This is a genomic window from Streptomyces viridifaciens (genome assembly GCF_001888885.2).
Classification (GTDB): Bacteria; Actinomycetota; Actinomycetes; order Streptomycetales; family Streptomycetaceae; genus Kitasatospora; species Kitasatospora aureofaciens.
In genome coordinates this window covers 5,861,551-5,887,483 of record NZ_CP090841.1, presented here as the reverse complement: position 1 = coordinate 5,887,483, position 25,933 = coordinate 5,861,551, and the positions used below count along the sequence as shown (strand labels likewise).

The following is a 25,933-nucleotide window of genomic DNA, read 5'->3' as shown; positions in this document are numbered from 1 at the left end:
GCGTCCGGTCAGGCGCTCGACCCCGCCCGCCGCGTGCTCCACCAGGTCCCCGGTGGCGGGGTTGCGGACGGCGCTGCCCGGCGAGTCCGTCATGCCTCACATCCGTTCGAAGGACCGGTAGCGCTCCCAGTCGGTGACGGCCCCGTCGTAGGCGGCCTGCTCGACCCGGGCCATGTTCAGGTAGTGCTCGACCACGTCGTCCCCGAAGGCCGTCCGGGCCAGCTCGCTGCCCGCCCACAACTCGGCGGCCTCGCGCAGCGATCCGGGCACCCGGGCGTACTCCTCCACCGCGTAGGCGTTGCCCAGGCAGGGCGTGGGCAGGTCGAGCTTGCGCTGCAGGCCGTGCAGGCCGGCCGCGATCATCCCGGCCACCGCGAGGTACGGGTTGACGTCGCCGCCGGGCACCCGATTCTCCATCCGCAGGCCCGGGCCGTGGCCGACCACCCGGTAGGCGCAGGTGCGGTTGTCCCGGCCCCAGGCGACGGCCGTCGGGGCGAAGGAGCCGGGGCGGTAGCGCTTGTAGGAGTTGATGTTCGGCGCGTACAGCAGGCTGAACTCGCGCAGTGCGACGAGCTGCCCGGCCAGGAAGTGGCGCATGGTGTCGGTCATCCGGCCGTCCCGGTCGGCGAAGGCGGGGGCGCCGACGGCGTCGCGCAGCGACAGGTGGATGTGGCAGCTGTTGCCCTCGCGCTCGTCGTACTTGGCCATGAAGGTGAGTGCGCAGCCCTGCTGGGCGGCGATCTCCTTGGCCCCGGTCTTGTAGACGCTGTGCTGGTCGCAGGTGGTGAGGGCGTCGGCGTACCGGAAGGCGATCTCGTGCTGGCCGAGGTTGCACTCGCCCTTGGCGGACTCGACGGTCAGCCCGGCGCCGGCCATCTCGTTGCGGATCCGGGACAGCAGCGGCTCGACCCGGGCGGTGCCGAGCATCGAGTAGTCGACGTTGTAGAGGTTGGCCGGGGTCAGCCCGCGGTAACCGCCCAGCCAGGCCTGCTCGTAGGTGTCGCGGAAGACCAGGAACTCCAGTTCGGTGCCGATGTCCGCGGCCAGTCCGTACTCGGCGAGCCGGGCGATCTGGCGGCGCAGCAGCTGGCGCGGGGCGGCGTCCACCGGGTGGCCGCCGTGCCGGGCCAGGTCGGCGGTGACCTGGGCGGTGCCGGGCTGCCAGGGGGTGAGCCGCAGGGTGCCGAGGTCGGGGCGCATCGCGAAGTCGCCGTAGCCGGTGGCCCAGGAGGAGAAGGCGTAGCCGTCGACGGTGTTGAGGTCCACGTCCACGGCCAGCAGGTAGTCGCAGGCCTCGGCGCCGTTCTGCGCCACCTCGTCGAGGAAGAACCGGGCGGCGAAACGTTTGCCCTGAAGGCGGCCCTGCATGTCGGTGAAGGCGAGCGCGACGGTGTGCACCTCGCCTGCGTCCACCAGGGTGCGCAGCTCGGCCAGGGTCAGTGGCGGCCGGGGCCGCGATCCCGCGGCGGCGTTCTCGGGCATGCCGGAACCCTCCTCCTCGATCACTCTTCGAGATCATGCGGTCACAGCGAACCGTACGGCCTGCGGCTTGCGGGGCGGAAGAGGGCGAGCGGGTGTGGCGCGCCGACGCGCGTGATTGACGGGGTATCAGACGGTGCGGGAGGAGAATGCCCGCCATGGATCGCAGGCCTTTCATCGGTGTCAGCACCTACCTGGTGGACGCGAGTTGGAGCGACTGGCGGGGCCGTCGCGTCGCCCTGCTGCCGGAGCGGTACACCGCGTACGTGCAGCGCTCCGGCGGCATCGCCGTCCTGCTGCCGCCGGACTCGCCCGAGCGCGCGCCCGAGGTGCTCGCACGGCTCGACGCCCTCGTCATCGCCGGCGGGCCGGACATCGACCCGGCCTACTACGGGGAGTCGGCCCATCCGTTGACCGACGTGGCCTCGCCGGAGCGCGACCTCTGGGAGGTCGCGCTGCTGCGCGGCGCCCTGGCGGCGGGCATGCCGGTCCTGGGCATCTGCCGGGGCATGCAGGTGCTGAACGTGGTGTGCGGCGGGACGCTGGTGCAGCACCTGCCGGACGTCGTGGACGTCGACGTCCACGGCGGTTCGCCGGGTTGCTACGGCGCCCACGTGGTGCGGCCGGTGCCCGGGACGCTGGTGGGCGGGCTGCTGCCGGAGAGCGAGCTGGAGGTGCCGACGTTCCACCACCAGGCGGTCGGCCGGCTCGGCGCGGGCCTGCGGGTGAGCGCCCTCGCCCCGGACGGGACGGTGGAGGCCGTCGAGGGGCCCGGGTTCACGGTGGGCGTGCAGTGGCACCCGGAACAGGGCGACGACCTGCGGGTCATGCGGGCCCTCGTCCAGGCCGCCACCGCGGCGGCGCTGGACGCGGTGGTGCTCGGTTGAGCGGCGGCGCTGGACGCGGTGGTGCCCGGTTGAGCGGCACCGCGACGCTCGGCTGAGTGGCAGCGCGGCGCTCGGCTGAGCGGCAACGACAACGGTCACCAGTACAGCCTTTGGATCTTTGTCGATTCTGCGGTTCACTTCGGGTGCGGGGCGATCACGCCCGCCACCTCCCACCCGTGCGCCCAGAGAGGATTTCGATGGCCGGGCACGAGCACCACGATGATCATGCGCATGACCACCAGAGCCCGCCCGGCCGGAGCCACAACCACAGCCACGGGCACGGGGGTCATGGGCACGGGGGCCACGGCGGGCACTCGCACGGCGTCGCCGCGGATGCCGACCGCCGCTGGCTGGTCAGCGCCCTCGCCCTGATCGTCGTCTTCATGGCCGGCGAGGTCGTGGTCGGCTTCGCCGCCCGGTCGCTGGCCCTGATCTCCGACGCGGCGCACATGCTCACCGACGCCGCCTCGATCGTGCTCGCCCTGGTCGCCATGCGGCTCGCCGCCCGCCCGGCCCGCGGCGGCTACACGTACGGGCTCAAGCGGGCCGAGATCCTCTCCGCGCAGGCCAACGGTGTGACACTGCTGGTGCTGTCGGCCTGGCTGGGCTACGAGGCGATCACCCGGCTGATCGAACCGCCCGAGGTCACCGGCTCACTGGTGCTGGTCACCGCGCTGGTCGGGATCGTGGTCAACCTCGCCGCCGCCTGGTGCATGTCCAAGGCCAACCGCAGCTCGCTGAACGTCGAGGGCGCCTTCCAGCACGTGCTCACCGACCTGTACGCCTTCATCGCCACCGCCGTGGCCGGTGCGGTCATGCTGACCACCGGCTTCGTCCGGGCGGACGCCATCGCCTCGCTGATCGTGGTCGCGCTGATGCTCAAGGCGGGCATCGGCCTGGTCCGGGACTCCGGGCGGATCTTCCTGGAGGCCGCACCCGCCGGGATCGACCCGGACGCGGTGGCCGACCGGCTGGTCACCCAGCCGCTGGTCGAGGAGATCCACGACCTGCACATCTGGGAGATCACCTCCAACCAGCCCGCCCTGTCCGCGCACATCCTGGTCACCCCCGGCGGCGACTGCCACGCCGTGCGGCGCGCACTGCAGCGCCGGCTGGCGGAGGAGTACGGCATCACCCACAGCACCCTCCAGGTCGACCACGTCGGCGAGGACGAGGCGGGCGCGCTGCTGCAGATCGCCGGCCCCGACGACACCCCGGCCGAACACTGCGCCGACGCCCACGGACCGGTGCACCGCGCCGGACCGCACGAGCACTGAGAACCGGGTCATCGTCAGCGCGGTGCGGCATGATCTGAGGCGTGACCGCACCGCGACTGATGCTGCTCGACTCCGCCAGCCTGTACTTCCGGGCCTACTTCGGCGTACCGGACACCCTGCGCTCGCCGCAGGGTGAGCCGGTCAACGCCGTCCGCGGCCTGCTGGACTTCATCGCCCGGCTGGTCCACGACCACCGGCCCGACGAACTCGTCGCCTGCATAGACGCCGACTGGCGCCCCCAGTGGCGGGTGGACCTCGTCCCCTCCTACAAGACCCACCGGGTCGCCGAGGCGGCCGTCGACGGCGAGGAGGAGGTGCCGGACACCCTCGCCCCGCAGGTCCCGGTGATCGAGCAGGTGCTCGACGCCCTCGGCATCGCCCGGGTCGGTTCCCCCGGCTACGAGGCGGACGACGTCATCGGCACCCTCACCGCCCGCGCCAAGGGCCCGGTGCAGATCGTCACCGGCGACCGCGACCTCTTCCAACTGGTCGACGACGCACGGCGGATCACCGTGCTCTACCCGGTCAAGGGCATGGGCAACCTGCAGACCACCGACGACGCCCTGCTGCTGGAGAAGTACGGCGTGCGCGGCGCCCAGTACGCCGACATGGCCGCCCTGCGCGGCGACCCGTCCGACGGCCTGCCCGGCGTCAAGGGCATCGGCGAGAAGACCGCCGCCCAGCTGATCAACGAGTACGGCGACCTCGCCGCGATCCGCGCCGCCGCCCTCGACATCGGCTCCAGGCTCACCCCGGCCCGCCGCCGCAACATCGTCGAGGGCGCCGCCTACCTCGACGTCGCCCCCACCGTCGTCCGCGTCGCCACCGACGCCCCCCTCCCCGACTTCGACCCCACCCTCCCCCGCGAACCCCTCGACCCCATGACCCTCGAACACCTCGCCACCCGCTGGGGCCTCGGCACCTCCCTGGAGCGCCTCCTGGAGTCCCTCGCAGCCACCCGCTGAACCCCCCGGGCGCCGAAGGGGCCCGCACGTTCGGGACGAACGTGCGGGCCCCTTCTGTCGGGGCTCAGCCCACCGAGGAGTAGGCGATGATGCCGCGGCGGAGGCCGTCGACGGCCTTGCGTGCGGTCTTGCGGAGTTCGGGGTCCTGGGCGGCGGCGTCCTGGATCTGGCCGAGGACGTCGATGAGTTGCTTGGTCCAGCGGACGAAGTCGCCGGCCGGCATGTCGGCGTCGCGCAGGACCTGGTCGAGGTTGTGGCCGAGGGCCCAGCGGTAGGCGACCCAGGCGAAGCCGAGGTCCGGTTCGCGCTGGCCGACGCCCTCCGCGGTGTTGATCCGGTGCTGTTCCTCGAGGGCGTCGAGGTGGCCCCAGATGCGGACCATCTGGCCGAGCGCCTCCTTGGCCGCGCCCTCCGGCACCCGGGGGGCGCCGGCGTCGTCGGACTGGCGCGACTCGTAGACCAACGCCGAGGCGCAGGAGGCGAGTTCGGCCGCGGCCAGGCCGCTCCAGACGCCCTCGCGGATGCACTCGGAGGCGAGCAGGTCGAGTTCGCCGTAGAGCCGGCCGAGGCGCTTGCCGTCGTCGGTGACGGTGTCGCCCTGGAGGTAGCCGAGGTCGGTGAGCAGTGCGCAGACCCGGTCGAAGGTGCGGGCGATGGTGTGGGTGCGGGAGCGCATCCGGCGTTCCAGCAGTTCGGTGTCGCGGTGCAGCCGGTGGTAGCGCTCGGCCCAGCGGGCGTGGTCCTCGCGGTCGGTGCAGCCGTGGCACGGGTGCTGGCGCAGTTCGGTGCGCAGCCGGGTGATCTCCGGGTCGTCGGCGGCGGCCGCGCGGCCGCGCCGGAACCGCTCGGGTTCGAGGTGGCCGGCCTTGGTGCGCAGCGCGGAGGCGAGGTCGCGCCGGGACTGGGGGCTGCGCGGGTTGAAGGACTTGGGGATGCGCACGCGCTCGATCGCGGCGACCGGGTGCGGGAAGTCGACCATCGCGAGCCGCTTGACCTGCCGCTCGGCGGTCAGCACCACCGGGCGCGGGCCGTCCTGGAAGTCGGGGTGGCGCGGGCCGCTCCGGCCGGAGCGGCTGACCGGCGGCAGGCCCGGGTCGAGGACCAGGGCGAGGCCGGCGAACTTGCCGGTGGGGACGTGGATGACGTCGCCCGGCTTGAGCTGCTCGATCGACTCGATGGCGGCGGCGCGGCGCTGGGTGGTGCCCTCGCGGGCCAGTTCGTTCTCGCGGTCCTTGAGCCGGCGGCGCAGCTCCATGTACTCGTCGAAGTCGCCGAGGTGGCAGGTCATCGACTCGCGGTAGCCCTCCAGCCCCTCCTCGTTGCGCTGCACCTGGCGGGCGATGCCGACCACCGAGCGGTCCGCCTGGAACTGGGCGAAGGAGGTTTCCAGCAGCTCGCGCGAGCGGTGCCGGCCGAACTGGGAGACCAGGTTGACGGCCATGTTGTACGACGGCCGGAACGAGGACTTGAGCGGGTAGGTGCGGGTGCCCGCCAGTCCGGCCAGGGCCTCCGGGTCGAGGCCGCGCTGCCAGAGCACCACCGCGTGGCCCTCGATGTCGATGCCGCGCCGCCCGGCCCGGCCGGTGAGCTGGGTGTACTCGCCGGGGGTGATGTCGGCGTGGGTCTCGCCGTTCCACTTGACCAGCTTCTCCATGACCACCGAGCGGGCGGGCATGTTGATGCCGAGGGCCAGGGTCTCGGTCGCGAAGACGGCCTTGACCAGGCCCTTCACGAAGAGCTCTTCGACGACCTCCTTGAACCGGGGCAGCATCCCGGCGTGGTGGGCGGCGATGCCGCGCTCCAGCCCGTCCAGCCACTCGAAGTAGCCGAGGACGTGCAGGTCCTCGTCGGGGATGTCGGCGCAGCGCTCCTCGACGATGGCGCGGACCAGGGCGCGGTCGGCGTCCTTGTTGAGCCGCAGCCCGGAGCTGAGGCACTGCTGGACGGCGGCCTCGCAGCCGGCCCGGCTGAAGATGAAGGTGATCGCGGGCAGCAGGCCCTCGGCGTCCAGCCGGTCGATGACGTCGACCCGGCCCGGTGTCCAGACCCGGCCCGGGCGGCCGTTGGGCATGGAGCGGCCCCGGCCGCGGCCGAAGCGGTCGCGCGGGTTGCGGTCGAGTTCGGAGCGGGCGAGCCGGACCAGCTCGGGGTTGACGGCCTTGCCGGGGTTCTTGAGGCTGTTCCTGGGGCGGCCGTCCCGGTCGGGGTTGGCGAACAGGTCGTACATCCGGTTGCCGGCCATCACGTGCTGCCACAGCGGGACCGGGCGGGTCTCGGAGACGATCACCTTGGTGCCGCCGCGGACGGTGTCCAGCCAGTCGCCGAACTCCTCGGCGTTCGAGACGGTCGCGGAGAGCGAGACGAGGGTGACCGACTCGGGAAGGTGGATGATGACCTCCTCCCAGACGGCGCCGCGGAAGCGGTCGGCGAGGTAGTGCACCTCGTCCATGACGACGTAGCCGAGGCCGTCGAGGGTGCTGGAGCCCGCGTAGAGCATGTTGCGCAGCACCTCGGTGGTCATGACCACCACGGGGGCGTCGCCGTTGACGGTGTTGTCGCCGGTGAGCAGGCCGACCTTGGCGGCGCCGTAGCGCTTGACCAGGTCGCCGTACTTCTGGTTGGACAGCGCCTTGATCGGCGTGGTGTAGAAGCACTTGCGGCCCGCGGCGAGGGCCAGGTGCACGGCGAACTCGCCGACGATGGTCTTCCCGGAGCCGGTGGGGGCGGCGACCAGCACGCCCGATCCGGCCTCCAGCGTCTCGCAGGCCTCCAGCTGGAAGTCGTCCAGCGGGAAGTCGTACAGCTGCTGGAAGCCGTACAGGGCGGAGGCCTGCTCCTTGGCCCGGCGACGGCTGGCCGCGTACGCCTCGGCGGGGCTGAGCTCCCGGTCTTCCTGGGGCTCTGGATCGGGGGTGTTCATCGCCGTCCGGGTGTGGTTGGTGTGATCTCGCATCTCAGCGAGAGGTTACCCGGGTGGAGTGACATCGATAGCACCGTTTTCCGCGCGAGGAGATCACTCCTCTCCCAGATCCATAGTTGCAAATGTCTTCAATCGATCAGGGATGAGCCAGATCCGAACGTCTCCGGTCATTCGCGGTGGAGTGCGGGGATTGCTCCCTACCTTCGAGTGCCACGGCACCCACGCGTGCCGAAGTCACCGACTCACGGGAGGACAGCCACGATGGCGAACCTGGAGATGTCCCTCAAGGAAGCCATGGCGATCGACGGCGCGATCGGCGTCGCCCTGGTCGACTACGGCAGCGGAATGGCCCTCGGCAGCCTCGGCGACGGCGGCGAGATGGACCTCAACGTCGCCGCGGCCGGCAACACCGACGTGGTCCGCGCCAAGATGCGGGCGATGGAGATGCTCAACCTGCACGACAACGAGATCGAGGACATCCTGATCAGCCTGACCAACCAGTACCACCTGGTCCGGCCGATCACGACGCCCAGCGGGCGGGGCCTGTTCCTGTTCCTCGCCCTCAACCGCAGCCGATCCAACCTCGCGATGGCCCGCCACCAGCTGAAGCGGATCGAACTCTCGCTGGAGATCTGAGCCGGCCGACACCAGGGAAGGGGGGCCTCGTGACGGTGGCGCTCTACCAGGCCAAGGCCGAGTTCTTCCGGATGCTCGGCCATCCCGTCCGGATCCGGGTGCTGGAGCTGCTCCAGGCCGGACCGACGCCCGTCCGCTGCCTGCTCGCCGAGCTGGGGGTCGAGCCCTCCAGCCTGTCCCAGCAGCTCGCGGTGCTGCGCCGGTCCGGCATCGTCACCGCCACCCGGGAGGGCAGCACGGTGGTCTACGCGCTGGCCGGCGGCGACGTCACGGACCTGCTGCGGGCAGCCCGGCGGATCCTCACCGGGCTGCTCGCCGACCGGGACGTCCTGCTCGCGGAGCTGCGGGCGGCCGGCGACTGAGGCCCGTCCGACGATTCCCGCCGGGCGCGCCTAGTCCTTGAGCACCTCCAGGAGCCCGTCCGCGAGCCGCTCGTACTCCGCCGCCCGGTTGTACAGCTGGGCGCTGACCCGCAGCACGCCGCCGCCGGGCCACGGCTTGACCGCCACCCGGACGCCGAGCCGCTGCCACACCCCGGTCACCAGCGCCCGGGCGGACTCCTCGGTGTCGAACCGGCCCTCCGGCAGCCGTACGGCACGCATCCACACCCCGGGCGCCGCGGGCAGCGCCCGCAGCCCCGCCCGTTCGACCAGCACCCGCTGGCCGTACGCGGCGAGCCCGGTGTTGTGCGCGGCGACCGCCTCCGTGCCCAGCTCGCGGAGCAGCTCGAAGCCGGCCGGGGCGGCGAGCCAGGGGGTGTAGTCGCAGGTGCCGCGCCACTCGACGTTGTACGGGAAGCCCCGGTGGTGCTCCCAGGACAGCGCGAGCGGGCGCACCCGGGCCGTCCACTCGGGGCGGACGGACAGGACGCCGGTGGCGCGCGGGGCGAAGGCCCACTTGTGCAGGTTGCCGAACCAGAAGTCGGCGTTGGGGTCGACCGGGTCGGGCAGCATGCCGGGCGCGTGGGCGCCGTCCACCAGGGTCGTCACCCCGCGCTCGCGCAGCTCGGCGACCAGGGCCGGGGAGGCGACCGTACGGGCGGTGGGCGAGGTGATCCGGTCCAGGATCGCGACGGTGGTGCGCCCGTCCACGGCGGCGAGCACCGCCTCCCGCACGGCCCGCTCGTCCGGGGCGTCCACCGGCAGCTCGGCCACCACCAGTTCGGCGCCGGTCTCGGCGGCCCTGCGGGCCGCGGCACGGGTGACGGCGCCGTAGCCGTGGTCGGTGACCAGGATCCGGTCGCCGGGGGCGAAGGGGATGCTGTCCAGGGCGATCGCGGCCGCCTCGGTGACGTTGGCGACCATCGCCAGCCGGTCCGGGTCGGTGGCCAACTCGGCGGCGATCCGCACCCGGGCCGCGGCGATCCGGTCCGGCAGGTCGGCGAAGAAGAGGTCCGGGTCCAGCTCGTGTTCGGTGCGCAGTGCGTGCTGTGCGCGCTGGACCGGGAGCGGCACGGCGCCGAAGGAGCCGTGGTTCAGGTGCGCGGCCTGCGGCGAGACGCTGAACAGGCCCTCGGCGGCGGGCAGCGGGACGGGTGGTTCGGCGCTGCTCAGGTCCTCGGTCACTACAGCCTCCCCTTGGTGATGTGTGACATTTCATAACACTCTAGCGGCCGCCTGGGGACGATCCATTGAGTCCGCGAGGCCGAGCTGGGAGACTCCGCACAACCGCCGCCCGGGCCGGGCGGCCAGGCGGGACGGGGGAGCACGGGGATGAAGATCGCAAGACCGGGCCCGGTCGGGCAGCGGCAGTGGACCCCGCTGACGGCGACCAACGCGGGCCTCGCCTTCGGCCTGGAGCTCGCGATGCTCGCGGCACTCTGCTACTGGGGATTCAGGACCGGCTCCACGCCGGTCGTCCGGCTGCTGCTGGGGATCGGCGCACCGGCTCTGGCGGCCACCGCCTGGGGCCTGTTCCTGGCCGCGGGCGGGCCGAAGTTCCGCCAGCCGCTGGGGGTGGAGATCGCGCTCAAGGTGCTCGTCCTGGAGACGGCGGCGCTCGCGCTGCACGCCTCGGGGCGGAGCACCCTGGCGGTGGTCTTCGCGGTGCTGGCGGTGGTCAGCGTGGCCGTGGAGTACACGGCGAACTGACGCGCCGAAGACGTACGGACGGACCACCAGGCCGCCGACCAGGATCAGCGGGGCGGCACGGAGCGCCCGGGCCCGGCCTCGCGCCGACTCGATCCCGCCGCCGAACAGCGCAGTAGGGGTGGAACCCGGTCGGACGCGGCCCTCGTGAGGTTCCCCACCGCGTCCGACCGGGGCCTGTGGCGGCCCGCGGGCCGGGCCTAGGACACGCCCTGCACCTCCGGGAAGTGGCAGGCGGCCTGGCGGCCGCCCGTACCGACGACCTCCAGCAGCGGCCGTTCCGTCCGGCAGCGCTGCTGCGCCTTCGGGCAGCGCGGGTGGAAGCCGCACCCGGCGGGCGGGTCGGCCGGGCTGGGCGGGTCGCCGAGCAGCACGATCCGCTCCCGGGCCCGTTCGGCCGCCGGGTCCGGCAGCGGGACGGCGGACAGCAGCGCCCGGGTGTACGGGTGCGCCGGGTTTCCGTACACCTGGGCCTTGTCGCCGATCTCCACGATGCGGCCCAGGTACATCACCGCGACCCGGTCGCAGACCCGCTTGACCACCGAGAGGTCGTGCGCGATGAACACGTACGCCAGTCCCAGTTCCCGCTGCAACTGCTCCATCAGGTTGACCACTTGGGCCTGGACGGAGACGTCCAGGGCGGAGACCGGCTCGTCCGCGATCACCAGCTTCGGCGAGGTGGCCAGCGAGCGGGCGATGCCGATCCGCTGCGCCTGGCCGCCGGAGAACTCGTGCGGGTAGCGGTCGAGGTGCTCGGGGATGAGCCCGACCAACTCCATCAGTTCTCCGGCCCGTTGGCGCGCCTCCTCGGCGCCCGCGCCCTGGACGAGCAGCGGCTCGGAGATGATCCGGGCCACCGTCTGCCGGGGGTTGAGCGAGGAGTACGGGTCCTGGAAGACCATCTGCAGATGCCGCCGGTGCGGCCGTAGCCGGGCCTGGGACAGCCCGCCGATCTCGGTGCCGTCGAAGGTGACGGTGCCCGAGGTCGGGTCGAGCAGCCGGACGATCATCCGCCCGGTGGTGGACTTGCCGCAGCCGGACTCGCCGACCAGGCCCAGCGTCTCGCCCGCGCCGAGGTCGAAGCTCACCCCGTCCACGGCCCGCACCGGCGCACCGGGCCGCCCGGTGCGCCCGCGCCGCCCGGCGAAGGTCTTCACCAAGTCCCGTACGGAGAGCAGTGGTTCGGCCATCAGACGATCCCTTCCGGCACCAGGGGCAGATGGCACGCGGCCAGGTGGCCGGCGGTGGGCGGGCCGAGGCGGTCGAGCGGCGGGCGCTCGGCCAGGCAGCGGGCGTGCTCCTCGGCGGACGCGGCGGTGGTGCGGGCGCAGCGCGGGGCGAAGGAGCAGCCGGGGGCGGGGGCGAGCAGTGACGGCGGGCTGCCGGGAATGGCCCGCAGCGGGGCGTCGTCGCCGTCGTCCAGGCGCGGCAGCGAGTCCAGCAGGCCCCGGGTGTACGGGTGTGCCGGCGCGGCGAACAGCCGCTCCGCCGGGGCCTGTTCGGCCGCCCGTCCGCCGTACATGACCAGCACCTCGTGGGCGACCCGGGCGACCACGCCCAGGTCGTGGGTGATCATGACGACGCCGAGGCCGCGGTCCTGCTGGATCCGGGCGATCAGGTCGAGGATCTGCGCCTGGACGGTGACGTCCAGGGCGGTGGTGGGCTCGTCGGCGATCAGCAGGTCGGGTTCGCAGGCGAGCGCCATGGCGATCATGACGCGCTGGCGCATGCCGCCGGAGAACTGGTGCGGGTACTCGTCGACCCGGCGGGCCGGTTCCGGGATGCCGACCTCGGCGAGCATCTCGATCGCCTTGGCCCGCCCGGCCTTGCGGCCCGCGCGGAAGTGCACCCGGTAGTGCTCGGCGATCTGTTCGCCGACGGTGTAGAAGGGGTGCAGGCTGGACAGCGGGTCCTGGAAGATCATCGCGATCCGCCGGCCCCGGACGGCGCCCAACTCCCGCTCCCCCAGCCCGGTCAACTCCTGTCCGTGCAGCCGGATCGAGCCGGTGACGGTGGCCCCGTGGTGCAGGCCCATCACGGCCAGCGAGGTGACCGACTTCCCGCTGCCGGACTCGCCGACCAGTCCGAGGGTGCGCCCGGCCTCGACGGCGAAGGAGATGCCGTCCACGGCCCGGACGGTGCCACGCGGGGTGTCGAAGGCGACCTTGAGGTCCTCGACCTCCAACAGGAGAGCCATCTCAGTACCTCACTCTCGGGTCGACGTACGCGTACAGCACGTCGACCAGCAGGTTCGCGGCGACGATGAAGGTGGCCGCGAGCAGGGTGACGCCGAGGATCACCGGCTGGTCGGAGCGCACCAGCGCGTCGTAGAAGAGCCGCCCGACGCCGGGCAGTCCGAATATCGACTCGGTGATGACGGCGCCGGCCAGCAGCCCGCCGAGGTCCATCCCGAAGATGGTCAGGATCGGCGTCATCCCGGAGCGCAGCCCGTGCTTGACCGTCACGGTGCGCGGCGGCAGCCCCTTCGCCCGGGCGGTGCGGATGTACGGCTCGGCCATCGCCTCGATCATCGAGTTGCGGCTCTGCCGGGCGTACATGGCCGCGTAGAGCAGGGCGAGGGCGATCCAGGGCAGCAGCAGGTTGGAGGCCCAGGCGACCGGGCCGTCCGTGAACGCGTGGTACGACGGGTACGGCAGCAGCCCGGCCGTCCTGACCACGCCCCAGATCAGCATGATCGAGGTGAAGTAGACCGGCAGCGAGGCCGCCCCGACCGAGAACACCATCAGCGTCCGGTCGACGGCCCCGCCCTTGCGCAGCGCCGAGGTGACGCCCGCGCCCAGGCCGAGGACCAGCCAGAGCACGGACGCGCCGACGGCCAGCGAGACGGAGACTGGCAGGCGGTCGGTGAGCAGCCCCCAGACCGGCAGCGAGTACTCGTAGGAGTAGCCGAGGCAGGGGAAGCCGCAGTGGGTGGCGCCGGCCCCGCTGCCGTAGTCGCGTCCGGCGAAGATGCCGGTCACATAGGTGGCGAACTGTTCCCAGACCGGCTGGTCCAATCCCATCGCGGCCTTGACCTCGGCGACCCGCTCGGGGCTGCAGGTCTTGCCGCAGGCGGCCACCGCCGGGTCGGCGGGCAGCAGGTAGAAGATGGTGAAGGTGATCGCGCAGATCGCCAGCAGGATGCCGAGCGCGCCGAGCAGCCGGCGGCCGAGGTAGAGGATCACGACCGGCCTCCCCTGGGGTCGAGGATGTCGCGCAGCGCGTCGCCGAGCAGGGTGAAGGCGAGCACGGCGAGGAACAGGAAGGCCGTCGGGATCAGGAAGTAGGTCGGGTCGGTCTCGTAGAAGCTGATGCTCTCGGCGATCATCTGGCCCCAGGAGGCGGTCGGCGGGCGCACGCCCACGCCGAGGTAGCTGAGCGCGGCCTCGGTGGCGATCATGCCGGGCACCAGCAGGGTGGTGTAGGCGATGACCGGGCCGGAGACGTTCGGCAGGATCTCCCGGGTGAGGATCCGCCAGGGGCGGGCGCCGCCGACCTTGGCGGCCTCGACGTACTCGCGGTGCTTGAGCGAGAGGGTCTGGCCGCGCACCACCCGGGCGATGCCGGGCCAGGTGAACAGCCCGATCACCAGGGTGATCAGCAGGATCCGGTTGACGTCCTTGGCCACCGACATCATCGAGATCATGAAGATCAGCGAGGGGAAGGACATGGTCAGGTCCATCAGCCGGGACAGCACGGTGTCGGTCCGTCCGCCGAAGTAGCCGGCCGCGATGCCGACCAGGGTGCCGGTGACCACCACCACGGCGGTGGCGGTGAAGGCGATCAGCAGCGAGACCTGGCCGCCGTGCAGCACCCGGGCGAACAGGTCGCGCCCGGTGGCGGGTTCGACGCCCAGCCAGTGCCGGGTGCCGATGCCGCCGAAGTCGCCGATCGGCTGGCCGCCGAGGTACGGGTCCACGGCGCGCTTGTCGAACTCCTCGGGGGTCCAGCCGCCGAGTTCGCTCAGCGGCTCGGCGAGGACGGCGAGCAGGATCAGCAGGGCGACGGTGACCAGGCCGAAGCGGGCCGAGCCCTTGGCCCAGAGCTGGTCCCAGACCAGTCGCCAGGGCCCCCTGCTGGAACGTTTCACCGGTGGCGGCGGCGCTTCGGCCGTAGCGGTTTCGATGGTGGTGCTCATCGGAGGAGCCCTCAGCCCTTGCTCTTCGAGGGGTCCTTGAGGCCGATCGTGGCGAAGTCCCACTGACCGGTCCACACCGGGGAGCCGAACGCCCCGGCCACGTTCGTCCCGGCCAGCAGCGGACGGCGCTGCCACAGCATCGGCACGGTGGGCGCCTTCTTCATCAGCTCCTCGTTGAGCTGCTGCCACGCCTTGTTGGCCTCGGTGACGTCGGACATCGCGTTGATCTGGTCGATCCGGTCCGAGGTGACCTGGTCGCGGAACTGCTCGACGTTGCCCTGGTTGCCCTTCTCCTTGATGGTGCGGCCGTCGAAGACCTGCGGCAGGAAGGTCGCGCCGGACGGGTAGTCCGGACACCAGCCGAGGATGGCCAGGTCGGGAGCGTTCTTGGTGTCGCCGATGGTGTCGTAGTAGACGGACGGGTCGGCGGTGGTGATGGTGACCTGGATCCCGACCTTGGCCAGCGACTGCTGCAGCGCCTCGGCCCGGGTCTTGTCCCCGGAGGAGACGGTCAGCGAGACCTTGAGGTCCGTCCTGCCCGCGTCCTTGAGCAGCTGCTTGGCCTTCTCCGGGTCGCCGGTGGAGGGGATCTTCAGCGGGTCCAGCTTGGTGCCGCCGGCCAGTGCGGGCGGGAGGTAGGAGGTGGCCACGTCACCCATCGCCGGGCCTCCGTTCGCCGTCACCTGGGCGTCCCGGTCGACCGCGTACATCAGGGCCTCGCGCACCTTGGGGTCGTCGAAGGGCGCCTTGGAGGTGTTGGGGTACAGCATGTCGGTGCAGCCCTGCTGCTCGGCGATCAGCCGGGACCGCACGTCCGCCTTGGGCAGCACCTTGGAGACGGACTCGGGGCGCAGGTTCATCCACTCCACCGCGGAGGCGTCCGCGCCCTCGCTGGCGATGATCCGGTCGTCCACCTGGCCGCCCTTGAGGCCCTGGGTGACAACGATCCTGTCCGGGTACGCCTTGCGGACCGGGTCGGTGGACTGGTCCCAGTTGGTGTTGCGGACCAGGACGAGCTGCTTGCCCCGGTCGTAGGTCTCGATCCGGTACGGGCCGGAGGAGAACGGCCGCAGGTCGTACTGGGGGCCCTTGTCCTGGGACTGCGGCACGGGGGCGAAGGTCGGCAGGGTCGCGGTGTACGAGAACTCGGCGACCGGGCGCTTGAGGTGGAAGACCACCGTCCTGTCGTCCGGGGTCTCGATGCTCGCCAGGTGCTCGCCGTTCAGCGGGCCCTTGTAGTTCTCGTCGTCGGCCAGGTACTGCTGGGCGTAGTCGGGGCCACCGGTGAGGTCGGGGGCGAAGGAGCGCTCGACGTTGTACTTGATGTCGGCGGACTTGATCGGCGTGCCGTCCTCGTACTTGACGCCGTCCTTGAGGGTGAAGGTCCAGGTCTTCCCGCCGTCCGAGGGCCGGCCGAGGTCGGTGGCGAGGTCCGGGACGATCTCGCTGCCCGCGGCGCCCGGCTCGGCCTTGAAGGTGACCAGGGTGCGGTAGAGCAGCCGGATGCCGAAGTCCATGTTCGGCATGGTCCAGTTGCGGGCCGGATCGAGGTGGGCGAAGTCCTGGTTGGACAGCACCGTCAGGGTGCCGCCCTTCACCGGCGTGCCGCCGACGATCGTCCCCGACTCGGCACCGGGGGCCCGGGTGCTGCCGGCCGCGGCGTCGCCACCGCCACTGTCGCTCTTGTCGTTCTTGCAGGCCCCGAGGCCGAGGGTGAGGGCCGCCGCGAGGGCGGTGGCGAGGATGGCATGGGTGCGCCTGGTCATGTGGCAACTCCGCTGTGGGGGGCCTGCATTGGCCCGCTCTGGGCCTGGTTCGGTCGCGGGGCCCGGCTCTGGCCGCACCGCCGTGTGACCCGTAACATAGTAATGTGAAATTGCACTGCACAAGGGGTGGCGGCCGCCGTTACCCAGCTGTGTCCGTGCGCCCCAGCTCGCCACCCCCGCCTAGGAGTTCACCGGTGACCCTCCCGCAGCCCGGACTCACCACCGGCAGCCACGACCTCCCGGTCTCCCCCGCCCTGGACGCCTTCATGGCCTCCCACTGGGCCGCCACCCCGCTCCCCGCCGACCGGCGCGTCCCCGGCCACTCCGGATTCCCCGGCCGCCGCGCCCGGCTCTCCGCCACCTTCCCCGGTGAACGCCTGATCGTCCCGGCCGGGCGCCTCAAGGTCCGCTGCAACGACCTGGACCACCGCTTCCGACCGCACAGCGCCTACGTCTGGCTCACCGGGCTCACCGGCGAGGACCAGGCCGACCACGTCCTCGTCCTCGAACCGGCCGGCGCCGCGGGCCACGAACCGGTGCTCTACGTCCGCCCCCGCTCCCCGCGCGACGGCGGCGAGTTCTACCGCGACCGCCGCTACGGCGAGTTCTGGGTCGGCCGCCGCCCCGACCTCGCCGAGGCGGCCCAGCTCACCGGACTGCGCACCGAACACCTCGACGACCTGGGCAAGTTGCTCACCGGACCACAGCCGCCCACCCGCGTACTGGCCGGCACCGACCCCTTCGTCGACTCCGCGCTCGACCTCGACGGCGACTCGTTGCGTCACGGCGAACTCGCCGCCGTCCTCTCCGAGTTGCGACTGGTCAAGGACACCTGGGAGGTCCAGCAGCTGCAACTCGCCGTCGACCACACCGTCAGCGGCTTCGAGGACGTCGTCCGCGCCCTGCCCACCGCCCTGCGCCACCACCGCGGCGAACGCTGGATCGAGGGCGTCTTCGACCTGCGCGCCCGCGCCGAGGGCAACGGCCCCAGCTACACCACCATCGCCGCCTCCGGCGCCCACGCCTGCGTCCTGCACTGGATCCGCAACGACGGCGCCCTCGACCCGAACTCCCTGCTCCTGCTCGACGCCGGCGTCGAGACCGACACCCTCTACGCCGCCGACATCACCCGCACCCTCCCCCTCGGCGGCACCTTCACCCCCGTCCAGCGCCAGGCCTACGAACTCGTCCTCGCCGCCCAGAGCGCCGGCATCGCCGCCCTGCGCCCCGGCGCCCGCTTCCGCGACTTCCACCGGGCCGCCATGCGCGTCATCGCCGAAGGCCTCGCCGACTGGGGCGTCCTGCGCATCCCGGCCGAGCAGGCCCTCGCCGACGACAACGGCCTGTACCGCCGCTACACCCTCTGCGGCAGCGGCCACATGCTCGGCCTCGACTACCACGACTGCGCCAAGGCCCGCGCCGACCGCTACGTCGACGGCACCCTGGAAGCGGGCATGGTCCTCACCGTCGAACCCGGCCTCTACCTCCAACCCGACGACGAAACGCTCCCCCTGGAACTCCGCGGCCTCGGCATCCGCATCGAGGACGACCTCGTCATCACCGAGGACGGCGCCCACCTGATGTCCGGCGCCCTCCCCCGCACGGTCAACGCCATCGAGTCCTGGATGGCGGACCTGCTGAGCTGAGTCCGGTCGAGTGGACGATCAAGCCACCTTGATCGTCCGCTCCCCCTGCTTCACGGTGACTTCGACCTCACCGCCGAGGCGCGCCGAGCGCACTACCCCCGCGCGCTCCGCCACAGCTGCGCCACGATGTCCTCCGCCGGGCCCGTGCGGGCGAGCCGGTGGGCGGTGCCCGCCCAGAGGTGCATGGCGTCGGTGTCGGCGCGGCGGGTGGCGGCGGCTCGCAGAGGTGCGGTGAGGTGGTGCACCTCGGGGTAGGCGGGCGGGGCGTACGGGCCGTGGCGGTCGATGAAGGCGTTGCGCAGGCCGCGGGCCGGACGGCCGGTGAAGGCGCGGGTGACGACGGTCTCCGGCAGTTCGGTGAGCGCGGCCCGATGGGCGGCCGAGGCGCCGGACTCGTCGGAGCGCAGCAGCGCCGTCCCCAGTTGCACCGCGACCGCCCCGGCCCGCAGCGCCGCCGCGATCGCCGCGCCGTCGCCCAGCCCGCCCGCGGCGACCAGCGGCAGCGGCGTCACCGCCCGTACCGCGGCCAGCAGTTCCAGCAGCGGCAGCTCCCCCGCCGCGTCCGCCGCCCGGTGGGTGCCGCGGTGCCCGCCCGCCTCCGGGCCCTGCACGCACAGCGCGTCCATCCCGACCGCCTGGGCCGCCCGCGCCTCCTCCGGCGTGGTGACGGTGCCGACCTGCAGCGTCCCAGCCGCCCGCAGCGCCGCCGACTCCTCGGCCGTCGGCAGCCCGAAGGTGTACGAGACCACCGGCACCGGGTCCGCGAGCAGCACGGCGAGCTTGGCCTCCCAGTCGTCCCGGTCCGGCCCGATCTCCTCCGGCAGCGCCACCCCCCACCGCTCGGCCTCCGGCCGCAGCCGCTCCCGGTAGGCGGCCACCGCGGCCGGATCGGCGGGCGGGGCCGGCACGAAGAGGTTCACCCCGTACGGTCGGTCGGTCGACTTCCGGACCGCGGCGATCTGTTCGGCCATCCCCGTGGCGCTCTTGTAGCCCGCGGCCAGGAACCCCAGCCCGCCGGCCCGGTTCACCGCGGCCGCCAGTTCGGGCGTCGAGGCGCCGCCCGCCATCGGGGCGCCGATCACCGGTACGGCGAGTTCGTCGAGACGCACGGCCATCGGGGGGCCTCCTCCCACTCCTACGGGTACCTCCCTCACCCTACGCTCAGCGGATCAGCCCCCGCCTGCGCGCCTCCCGCACCGCCGCCGTGCGCGAGTCCACCCCCAACTTGGTGTAGACGTGCACCAGATGGGACTTCACCGTGGCCTGGCTCAGGTGCAGCCGCTGGCTGACCTGCTGGTTGGTCAAGCCGTCCGCGACCAGCCCCAGCACCTCGGTCTCCCGCGCGCTGAGCGCTGCCGACGGCGTGCGCATCCGCTCCAGCAGCCGGTCCGCCACGCTCGGCGCCAGCGCGCTGCGCCCCGCCGCGGCGGCCCGTACCGCCTGGGCCAGCTCCTCCGGCGGGGCGTCCTTGAGCAGGTACCCGGTCGCGCCGGCCTCCAGCGCGGGCAGGGTGTCCGCGTCGCTGTCGTAGGTGGTGACCACCAGCACCCGCGGCGCGCCTGGCCGGGCGGTGATCGCCGCGGTGGCCTGGGCCCCGTTCATCGCCGAACCGGGCCCGAACTGCAGGTCCATGAGGACCACGTCCACCCCCGGCTCGGCGGCCAGCTCGACGGCCCGCTCCGCGGTGGCCGCCTCCGCCACGATGGCGAAGTCCGGTTCGCTCTCCAGCACCGCCCGCAGCCCGGCCCGCACCACCGGGTGGTCGTCGGCGATCAACAGCCGGATCACGGTCCGACCTCCGGGCCGACCGGCAGCTGCACCGCCAGCGCCGTGCCCTGTCCGGGCGCCGACTCCACCGTGAAGCTGCCGCCGAGCGCCCGCGCCCGGGCGCGCATCGAGGGCAGCCCGAAGCCGCCGTCCCCGCCGGTGCGGCCGGCCACCGCCGCCGGATCGAACCCGGCCCCGTCGTCGAACACGTCCAACGCCACCTCGCCCTCCATGTAGCTGAGTGTCACCTCGGCCCGCGAGGCCTTCGCGTGCCGCACGGTGTTGCCGAGCGCCGACTGCGCGATCCGCAGCAGGGCCACCTCCTGCGCCGCCGGCAGCCGGACCGGGTCCCCGGAGACGTGCAGGTGGACGGGCAGCGCGCTGTGCGCCGTGGTGGTCGCGCACAGCCGCTCCAGCGCGACCGGCAGCGGATCGCCGTCCAGCGCGGGCGGGCTCAGCGCGCGGACGAACCGCCGGGCCTCGTCCAGGTTGTCCTGGGCGGCCTGCCGCGCCTGCTCGACGTACCGGGCCGCGGCCTCGGTCCGCTCGGGCAGCGCCCGCTGGGCGGCCCGCAGCAGCAGCTGGATGGAGCTGAGGCTCTGCGCGAGGGTGTCGTGGATCTCCCGGGCGAGGCGCTCGCGCTCGGCCAGCACCCCGGCCGCGTGGTGGGCGGCGGCGGCGTCGGCGCGGGCCGCGGTCAGCTCGTCGATCAGCCGGCGCCGCTCCTCGCTCTCCCGGTACAGCGCCTGGTAGCCGAGCACGGTGGCGGTGGCGACGGCCGCCCCGAGGGCGGGCCCGATCGAGGCGGCGAGGCTGAAGCTGTGCTGGTGCCAGGACCACGCGGCGATCGAGGCGGCGGCCGTCAGCCCGACCGCGGCCAGGCCGCTGCGCTGGCCGAGCAGGTGCAGTTCCAGGAAGTACAGCGGGAACGCCAGCCACACCCCGTCCTGGGTGGCGACCAGCAGGCCCGCCCAGGTGACGCCGAGCAGCGCCAGCCAGAGCGCCGCGCCCCGGCGCGAGCGGCGGACGGCGGCCAGCCGGGGGCCGGCGGCGTACACCGCGGCCGTCGCGGAGGCCGCGGCGGCGACGGCGGCCGGATCGCCGCCGCGCTCGACGAAGGCGACGCGGGCGACGGCGAGCGCCAGCAGGCCCGCCACGAGCAGGTGCAGGCAGACCTGGAGGACGCGGGCGACGGGGATGGTCCTGGATCGTTCGGTCGCCATCCCTCCAGCCTAAGCTCCCGGCCCGCCGAGCAGCATCAATCAAAAGGTTGACCGGCGCTTCGGCCCTTCGATGCCCAGGATGCAATCCCCCGCGCGATGCCCCCTCCCCCTCCTTCGAGGGACGGTGTGAGCATCACCCGTCTGTCCGCAGGAAGGCCCACCGTGTTCGTCGCCTGGAGGGATCTGAGGTTCGCCAAGGGGCGGTTCGCCCTGATGGGAACCGTCATCGTGCTGATCACCGTGCTGGTCGGCCTGTTGTCCGGGCTCACCGCCGGACTCGGCCGGCAGAACATCTCCGCCATCGAGGGCCTTCCCGCCGACCACCTGGTGTTCGGCAAGCCCGCCGACGGCCAGGAGCTCAACTTCACCGACTCCCAGGTCACCCCCGACCAGTGGCAGGCCTGGGCACGCGAGCCCGGCGTCACCTCCGCCCAGCCGCTCGGCATCACCACCACCAAGGCCGCCGCCGGGCAGCGCACCGCCGCCCTCTCCGCCTTCGGCGTCCCGGACGGCTCCGACCTCGCTCCGCAGGGCGGCCGGGTCGGTCCCGGTCGGGCCGTGCTGTCCACCGCCGCCGCCGAGAAGCTCGGCAACCTCACCGACGGCGCCGACTTCACCCTGGCCGGCCACCGGCTCACCGTCGCCGCCGTCGAGGGCGACGCCGCGTACAGCCACACCCCGGTGATCTGGACCAGCCTCTCCGACTGGCAGCAGTTCGCCCCCGGCGGCACCGGCCACGCCACCGTCGTCGCCCTCCGCACCACCGCGGGCGCCGACCTCGCCGCGGCCGACGCCCGCCACGGCACCGAGACCCGCACCCGGGACGACGCCCTCGCCGCGATCGGCTCCTACACCTCCGAGAACGGCTCCCTCCAGCTGATGCGCGGCTTCCTGTTCGCCATCTCGGCCCTGGTGATCGGCGCCTTCTTCACCGTCTGGACGATCCAGCGCAGCGGCGACGTCGCGGTGTTGAAGGCCCTCGGCGCCTCCACCCGCTACCTGCTGCGCGACGCCCTCGCCCAGGCCGTCCTGCTGCTGGTACTCGGTACGGCCGTCGGCACCGCGATCGCCCTCGGCGCCGGCTCACTGATCGGCTCCGCCGTCCCCTTCGTCCTGGATGCCCCGACCCTGCTGCTACCCGCCGCCGTCATGATCGCCCTCGGCGCGGTCGGCGCGGCCCTGTCCATCCGCCGGATCACCTCCGTCGACCCGCTGACCGCCCTGGGGAGCGCCCGATGAGCCTTGTCCTGGACCGCATCACCCTCACCTACCCCGACGGCGACGGCCGGCTCACGGCCTTGGACGACGTCTCCCTGACCGTCCCCAAGGGGACGCTCACGGCCGTCGTCGGCCCCTCCGGCTCCGGCAAGTCCAGCCTGCTGGCGGTGGCCGCCACCCTGATCGGCCCGGACTCCGGGCGGGTCGTCGTGGACGGCACCGACACGGCGGGCCTCGACCGCACCGCGCTGACCTCGTTGCGCCGCACCAGGATCGGCATCGTCTTCCAGCAGGCCAACCTGCTGCCCTCGCTCACCGCCGCCGAGCAGCTGCAGGTGATGGCCCACCTCGACGGCCGCTCCCCCCGCAGCGCCCTCCCCCGCGCCCTGGAACTCCTGGACGCCGTCGGCCTCCACGACCAGGCCCACCGACGGCCGCACCAGCTGTCCGGCGGCCAGCGGCAGCGGATCAACATCGCCCGCGCCCTGATGAACGACCCCACGGTGCTGCTGGTGGACGAGCCCACCAGCGCCCTCGACCACGAACGCGGGGCGGCGGTACTGGAGTTGATCACCGAACTCACCCACCGGCGGGCCACCGCGACCGTCCTGGTCACCCACGACCGCACCCACCTGACGGCGGTGGACCAGATCGCCGAGGTCCACGACGGCCGGCTGGTGGTGCCTTCGGCCGCGGCCTGAGCTACCTCTTGGCGGAGAGCACGTCGTCCACCGAAAGCGTCACCGTTGCCCCGATCGATTCGGGCAATGTGAATGACTGCCCGGGATGGTGGACGGCGTGCACCTGGTACTCGCTGTCCTTCGGATCGGTCAACACCATGACTCGCTGATTCTTCCGATCCACGATGACGTAAACGGGCACACCAGCAGACGCGTAAACGGTTGGCTTCCGCTTGAGGTCGTCGCTGAGATTCGATGACGTGACTTCGAGTACGAGCCGGAAGACTGCCGGGTCGTAACAGTTGTACTCGATCACGTGGTCATCGATGTCGGCGTCGACGATCGACAGGTCTGGTACGGCATAGTCAGAAGGTCCGTCGGGCAACCAGATACCGATGTTCTGCAGGACCTCGACCTCCTCCCCGTCGAGCCCAGCCGCAAACAGTGCCCGCATGAGGCGGCTCAGCGACTTACCGTGCGAAGCATTTGGCGGCGGCGTCACGGTGATCTGGCCCCCGACGATCTCGACCCGGTACCCAACGAGCTGGTTGGAAATCAGCTCGGCGGCCTCAAGCAGCGTCGGCTGCTCGGCGGCTTCGAGCGGCGGGGCCTGCTCGAAGGGCTCTTCCACTGCTGCGGCGGACATGGATTTCCTCCTGGCTGCCGATGTCGAGAACATCATCGTAGGACCGGAGCGCTTCCCGACACCCAATCTGTCGCATTCACCCCAAAGGGTGGTTTCAACCGCTACCGGGCCCGCAGCCGCAGGGCCGGGCGCTCCGACTCCGCCGTCTCGTCCTGGCCGGCCCAGAGGGAGCGCACATGGCTGAGGTGCCGCGTCATGCAGGCCTCCGCCGCCTCGGCGTCGCCGCCGAGCATCAGGTCGAGCAGCTCCACGTGCTCCTCCGCCGAGGACACCAGCTGCCCCTGCTCGTCCAGCCGGGTCAGCCCGTACAGCCGGGAGCGCTTGCGCAGGTCCCCGACCACCTCCACCAGCCGCGCGTTGCCCGCCAGCCCCAGCAGGTCGAGGTGGAACTGCCGGTCCGCCTCCAGGTACCCGATCAGGTCGTGCTTGCGCGCGGCCGCGACGATCGCCTCGGCCTGGGGGCGCAGCCGCTCCAGCTGGTCCTTGCTCGCGGTGCGCGTGACCCGGCCGACGGTCGGGACCTCGATCAGGGCGCGGATCTCGGTGTAGTCGTCCAGGTCGCGCTCGGTGAGCTCGGTGACCCGGAAGCCCTTGTTGCGGACGGCTTCGACCAGGCCTTCACGGGCGAGGTCGAGCATGGCCTCGCGCACGGGGGTGGCGGAGACGCCGAAATCGGCGGCGAGCGCGGGGGCGGAGTAGACGACGCCGGGGCGCAGTTCGCCGGAGATGAGGGCCGCCCGGAGGGCGTGGGCGACCTGGTCGCGGAGCCGCTCCTGCACGGAGATCAGGGTGCGGGATTTGAGCTCGGCCATGGTGTTCCTCCGGGTGGGTGCAGAACACCAGCGTACAATGTCACGTTACGTTGAGCATGCAACAGTCCGGGACTCATGGTGACAGCGGCCGCCGGCCCTGACAACGGCCGGCGGCCCACGATCTGCCGCTACGCGGACGGCTGCGCCCGGCGGAACTGCCCCACCAGTGCGGTCAGGCTCGCCGCGCCGCGCCCGGACTCGACCCCGCGTCGGAAGGCCTCGGCCAGGACGGCCGGCAGGGCGTCGTCCACCCCGGAGGCCTCGGCGGTGTGCCGGACGTGCTCGATGCTGGCCAGCGCCATCGCCAGCCGGTCGACGTCCCCGGCGTGGTTCCCGGCCGTGATCCGAGGCGCGTAGAACGCCTGGAAGCCCGGCATGGAGGCCGCGGTCGAGGACAGGTACGGCAGGAACTCCTCGGCCGAGATGCCGTTGGCCTCGGCGATCGCGGTGGCGTGCAGGTAGCCGGCCATGGAGGTCCAGAACAGGTCCATCTGGATCTGGTAGTACAGCTGTGCCAGCCCGGGGTCGTCACCCCGGAAGTCGGCCCCGGTCAGCACCTCCAGCGCGGCCCGGTGCCGGTTGAACAGCTCGACCGGCCCGCTGTAGAAGGTGGACGACTCGGGGCTGCCGATGCCGGAGGGCGGCACCTGCACCCCGCCGGTGAGGTGCCCCGCGCCGCGCTCGGTGAGCCACCGTGCCGCCTCGCGGGCCCGCGCGGGGGTGTCCGAACTGAGGTTGGCGATCACCTTCCCGGCCACCGCCCCTTCCACCGACTCCAGCACCGCGAACACCGCGTCGTAGTCGGTGAGGCTGAGCACCACGAGTTCGTTGGCGGCCACCGCCGCCTCCGCGCCGGGCGCCAACCGCGCTCCCCGGGCGACCAGTTCGTCGGCCCGCGCGGCCGTGCGGTTCCACACCGTGACGGCGTAGCCGGCGTCCAGGTACGCCCCGGCCATGGCCTGCCCCATCGGGCCGAGCCCGATCACCGTCACGGACCGCTTCGCCTGCTGCTCGGTGGACACAGGGATTCCCCTCTCTAGAACGAACGCTCTATCCAGTACCGACGGCGACGCTAGCACAACTCTGGAACGAACGCTCTACTCAGAATCTCGGCTAGGATTCGGCCCGTGAAGACCGCCGAGAAGACCAGCAGCGTCGGCACCCGCGAGCGGATCGTCCGGGCCACCTCCCGGCTGCTGCAGCGTCAGGGCTACGAGGGCACCGGGATCAAGCAGATCTCCCGCGAGGCCGAGGCCACCCTGGGCTCCGTCTACCACTTCTTCCCGGGCGGGAAGCAGGAGTTGGCGGCCGAGGCGATCCGGCACGGGGACCAGGAGTTCGCCGTCATCCTGCGCGCCGGCCTCGGCTCCGCCGAGGACCTGACCGCGGCGGTCACCACCTGCACCACTCTGCTCGCCCGCGAGCTGCGCGGCTCCGACTGGCAGGACGGCTGCCCGATCACCACCACCGCCCTGGAGACCGTCGGCCGAGCCCCGGTGATCGAGCAGGCCGTGACCGAGGCCTTCGCCAACTGGCAGGCCATCGTGGGGGAACGCCTGCGCACCGCCGGCATCGGCGCCGAGGACGCCCGCGAGCTGGCCGGCACCGTCATCAACACCCTGGAGGGCGCCGAACTCGCCGCCCAGGTCGCCCGCAGCGAGGAGCCGCTGCACATCGCCGGCCGCCACCTGGCCCGGCTGCTCGCCACCTACCTCCCGCAGGACTGACGCACGAAAGGAGCCGGCCCGGTGGGGGATCCCTTCCCACCAGGCCGGCTCCGGCCTCC

24 protein-coding genes are annotated in these 25,933 nt (G+C 72.5%); 10 read left to right on the top strand and 14 right to left on the bottom strand.

All coding sequences use genetic code 11. From position 1 onward, the window contains the following. Positions 1 to 96 precede the first annotated feature (96 nt). Positions 97 to 1,482, bottom strand: coding sequence for a glutamine synthetase family protein (locus BOQ63_RS33685; RefSeq protein WP_046386081.1), 1,386 nt, complete (start codon positions 1,480 to 1,482; stop codon positions 97 to 99). Positions 1,483 to 1,637: 155 nt separating this feature from the next. Here BOQ63_RS33685 and BOQ63_RS33680 point away from each other — a divergent pair, with 155 nt between their 5' ends. From BOQ63_RS33680 to BOQ63_RS33670, 3 genes are all read left to right on the top strand, one after another. After that, entirely contained in the window at positions 1,638 to 2,366 is a 729-nt protein-coding gene (locus BOQ63_RS33680; RefSeq protein ID WP_030553606.1) for a gamma-glutamyl-gamma-aminobutyrate hydrolase family protein, read from the top strand. A gap of 197 nt (positions 2,367 to 2,563) precedes the next feature. Further along, positions 2,564 to 3,643: a cation diffusion facilitator family transporter gene (locus BOQ63_RS33675; protein ID WP_072655493.1), complete on the top strand. Its 1,080-nt coding sequence runs from the start codon at positions 2,564 to 2,566 to the stop codon at positions 3,641 to 3,643. 59 nt (positions 3,644 to 3,702) lie between these two features. Further along, positions 3,703 to 4,608, top strand: coding sequence for a 5'-3' exonuclease (locus BOQ63_RS33670; RefSeq protein WP_072656412.1), 906 nt, complete (start codon positions 3,703 to 3,705; stop codon positions 4,606 to 4,608). A gap of 64 nt (positions 4,609 to 4,672) precedes the next feature. Here BOQ63_RS33670 and BOQ63_RS33665 read toward each other — a convergent pair whose 3' ends face one another. After that, positions 4,673 to 7,528: a DEAD/DEAH box helicase gene (locus BOQ63_RS33665; RefSeq protein ID WP_072655492.1), complete on the bottom strand. Its 2,856-nt coding sequence runs from the start codon at positions 7,526 to 7,528 to the stop codon at positions 4,673 to 4,675. Positions 7,529 to 7,789: 261 nt separating this feature from the next. Between BOQ63_RS33665 and BOQ63_RS33660 the strand changes: the two genes are divergently transcribed. Both BOQ63_RS33660 and BOQ63_RS33655 read left to right on the top strand, forming a co-directional pair. After that, positions 7,790 to 8,164: a hypothetical protein gene (locus tag BOQ63_RS33660; protein WP_030286200.1), complete on the top strand. Its 375-nt coding sequence runs from the start codon at positions 7,790 to 7,792 to the stop codon at positions 8,162 to 8,164. Positions 8,165 to 8,193: 29 nt separating this feature from the next. Beyond that, positions 8,194 to 8,526, top strand: a complete 333-nt coding sequence (locus tag BOQ63_RS33655) for an ArsR/SmtB family transcription factor (protein WP_030286198.1) — start codon at positions 8,194 to 8,196, stop codon at positions 8,524 to 8,526. Between the two features lie 30 nt (positions 8,527 to 8,556). Here BOQ63_RS33655 and BOQ63_RS33650 read toward each other — a convergent pair whose 3' ends face one another. Then, the gene (locus BOQ63_RS33650) at positions 8,557 to 9,729 is read right to left on the bottom strand and encodes an aminotransferase class V-fold PLP-dependent enzyme (RefSeq protein ID WP_223886113.1); all 1,173 of its coding nucleotides are present in this window, start codon (positions 9,727 to 9,729) and stop codon (positions 8,557 to 8,559) included. A 147-nt stretch (positions 9,730 to 9,876) separates the two neighbouring features. Here BOQ63_RS33650 and BOQ63_RS33645 point away from each other — a divergent pair, with 147 nt between their 5' ends. Next, positions 9,877 to 10,254 (top strand): YrdB family protein, encoded by a 378-nt coding sequence (locus tag BOQ63_RS33645; RefSeq protein ID WP_072655491.1) that lies wholly within the window; start codon positions 9,877 to 9,879, stop codon positions 10,252 to 10,254. A 197-nt stretch (positions 10,255 to 10,451) separates the two neighbouring features. Here the strand turns inward: BOQ63_RS33645 and BOQ63_RS33640 are convergent, their stop codons facing one another. The 5 genes from BOQ63_RS33640 to BOQ63_RS33620 are packed head-to-tail and all read right to left on the bottom strand — an operon-like array spanning position 10,452 to position 16,155. Further along, a complete protein-coding gene (locus BOQ63_RS33640; protein WP_037830173.1) occupies positions 10,452 to 11,441 on the bottom strand; it encodes an ABC transporter ATP-binding protein in 990 nt (329 codons plus the stop codon). Next, a complete protein-coding gene (locus BOQ63_RS33635) occupies positions 11,441 to 12,448 on the bottom strand; it encodes an ABC transporter ATP-binding protein (RefSeq protein ID WP_030286192.1) in 1,008 nt (335 codons plus the stop codon). Before BOQ63_RS33635 ends, BOQ63_RS33640 begins: the two co-directional genes overlap by 1 nt. Before the next feature lies 1 nt (position 12,449). Then, positions 12,450 to 13,436: an ABC transporter permease gene (locus tag BOQ63_RS33630; protein WP_030286191.1), complete on the bottom strand. Its 987-nt coding sequence runs from the start codon at positions 13,434 to 13,436 to the stop codon at positions 12,450 to 12,452. Beyond that, positions 13,433 to 14,389, bottom strand: a complete 957-nt coding sequence (locus tag BOQ63_RS33625; protein ID WP_030286189.1) for an ABC transporter permease — start codon at positions 14,387 to 14,389, stop codon at positions 13,433 to 13,435. The genes BOQ63_RS33630 and BOQ63_RS33625 overlap by 4 nt, the downstream gene beginning before the upstream one ends. A gap of 11 nt (positions 14,390 to 14,400) precedes the next feature. After that, entirely contained in the window at positions 14,401 to 16,155 is a 1,755-nt protein-coding gene (locus BOQ63_RS33620) for an ABC transporter substrate-binding protein (RefSeq protein ID WP_030286187.1), read from the bottom strand. 194 nt (positions 16,156 to 16,349) lie between these two features. Between BOQ63_RS33620 and BOQ63_RS33615 the strand changes: the two genes are divergently transcribed. Then, on the top strand, positions 16,350 to 17,801 hold the full coding sequence (locus tag BOQ63_RS33615; RefSeq protein ID WP_030286185.1) for an aminopeptidase P family protein: 1,452 nt from the start codon (positions 16,350 to 16,352) through the stop codon (positions 17,799 to 17,801). A 92-nt stretch (positions 17,802 to 17,893) separates the two neighbouring features. Here the strand turns inward: BOQ63_RS33615 and BOQ63_RS33610 are convergent, their stop codons facing one another. From BOQ63_RS33610 to BOQ63_RS33600, 3 genes are read right to left on the bottom strand one after another with little or no spacing between them, the layout of a single operon-like run. Then, positions 17,894 to 18,916 (bottom strand): nitronate monooxygenase, encoded by a 1,023-nt coding sequence (locus BOQ63_RS33610; RefSeq protein ID WP_030286184.1) that lies wholly within the window; start codon positions 18,914 to 18,916, stop codon positions 17,894 to 17,896. Positions 18,917 to 18,962: 46 nt separating this feature from the next. Next, positions 18,963 to 19,589: a response regulator transcription factor gene (locus BOQ63_RS33605; protein WP_030286179.1), complete on the bottom strand. Its 627-nt coding sequence runs from the start codon at positions 19,587 to 19,589 to the stop codon at positions 18,963 to 18,965. Then, complete coding sequence (locus BOQ63_RS33600) at positions 19,586 to 20,791, bottom strand: sensor histidine kinase (RefSeq protein WP_150476213.1); 1,206 nt, start codon at positions 20,789 to 20,791, stop codon at positions 19,586 to 19,588. The genes BOQ63_RS33605 and BOQ63_RS33600 overlap by 4 nt, the downstream gene beginning before the upstream one ends. Positions 20,792 to 20,953: 162 nt before the next feature. Between BOQ63_RS33600 and BOQ63_RS33595 the strand changes: the two genes are divergently transcribed. Both BOQ63_RS33595 and BOQ63_RS33590 read left to right on the top strand, forming a co-directional pair. Next, positions 20,954 to 22,030 carry an ABC transporter permease gene (locus BOQ63_RS33595; RefSeq protein ID WP_072655489.1) on the top strand — a complete coding sequence of 359 codons (1,077 nt, stop codon included), beginning with the start codon at positions 20,954 to 20,956 and terminating at the stop codon, positions 22,028 to 22,030. Continuing rightward, positions 22,027 to 22,710 (top strand): ABC transporter ATP-binding protein, encoded by a 684-nt coding sequence (locus tag BOQ63_RS33590; protein WP_072656411.1) that lies wholly within the window; start codon positions 22,027 to 22,029, stop codon positions 22,708 to 22,710. The genes BOQ63_RS33595 and BOQ63_RS33590 overlap by 4 nt, the downstream gene beginning before the upstream one ends. A gap of 1 nt (position 22,711) precedes the next feature. Here the strand turns inward: BOQ63_RS33590 and BOQ63_RS33585 are convergent, their stop codons facing one another. The 3 genes from BOQ63_RS33585 to BOQ63_RS33575 all read right to left on the bottom strand — a co-directional run bounded on the left by BOQ63_RS33585 (position 22,712) and on the right by BOQ63_RS33575 (position 25,169). Next, positions 22,712 to 23,335 (bottom strand): Uma2 family endonuclease, encoded by a 624-nt coding sequence (locus tag BOQ63_RS33585; RefSeq protein WP_030286170.1) that lies wholly within the window; start codon positions 23,333 to 23,335, stop codon positions 22,712 to 22,714. 101 nt (positions 23,336 to 23,436) lie between these two features. After that, positions 23,437 to 24,147 (bottom strand): GntR family transcriptional regulator, encoded by a 711-nt coding sequence (locus BOQ63_RS33580; protein WP_030286167.1) that lies wholly within the window; start codon positions 24,145 to 24,147, stop codon positions 23,437 to 23,439. A 128-nt stretch (positions 24,148 to 24,275) separates the two neighbouring features. Then, the gene (locus BOQ63_RS33575) at positions 24,276 to 25,169 is read right to left on the bottom strand and encodes an NAD(P)-dependent oxidoreductase (RefSeq protein WP_223886112.1); all 894 of its coding nucleotides are present in this window, start codon (positions 25,167 to 25,169) and stop codon (positions 24,276 to 24,278) included. 105 nt (positions 25,170 to 25,274) lie between these two features. Between BOQ63_RS33575 and BOQ63_RS33570 the strand changes: the two genes are divergently transcribed. Beyond that, a complete protein-coding gene (locus BOQ63_RS33570; protein WP_072655488.1) occupies positions 25,275 to 25,874 on the top strand; it encodes a TetR/AcrR family transcriptional regulator in 600 nt (199 codons plus the stop codon). Positions 25,875 to 25,933: the final 59 nt, after the last annotated feature.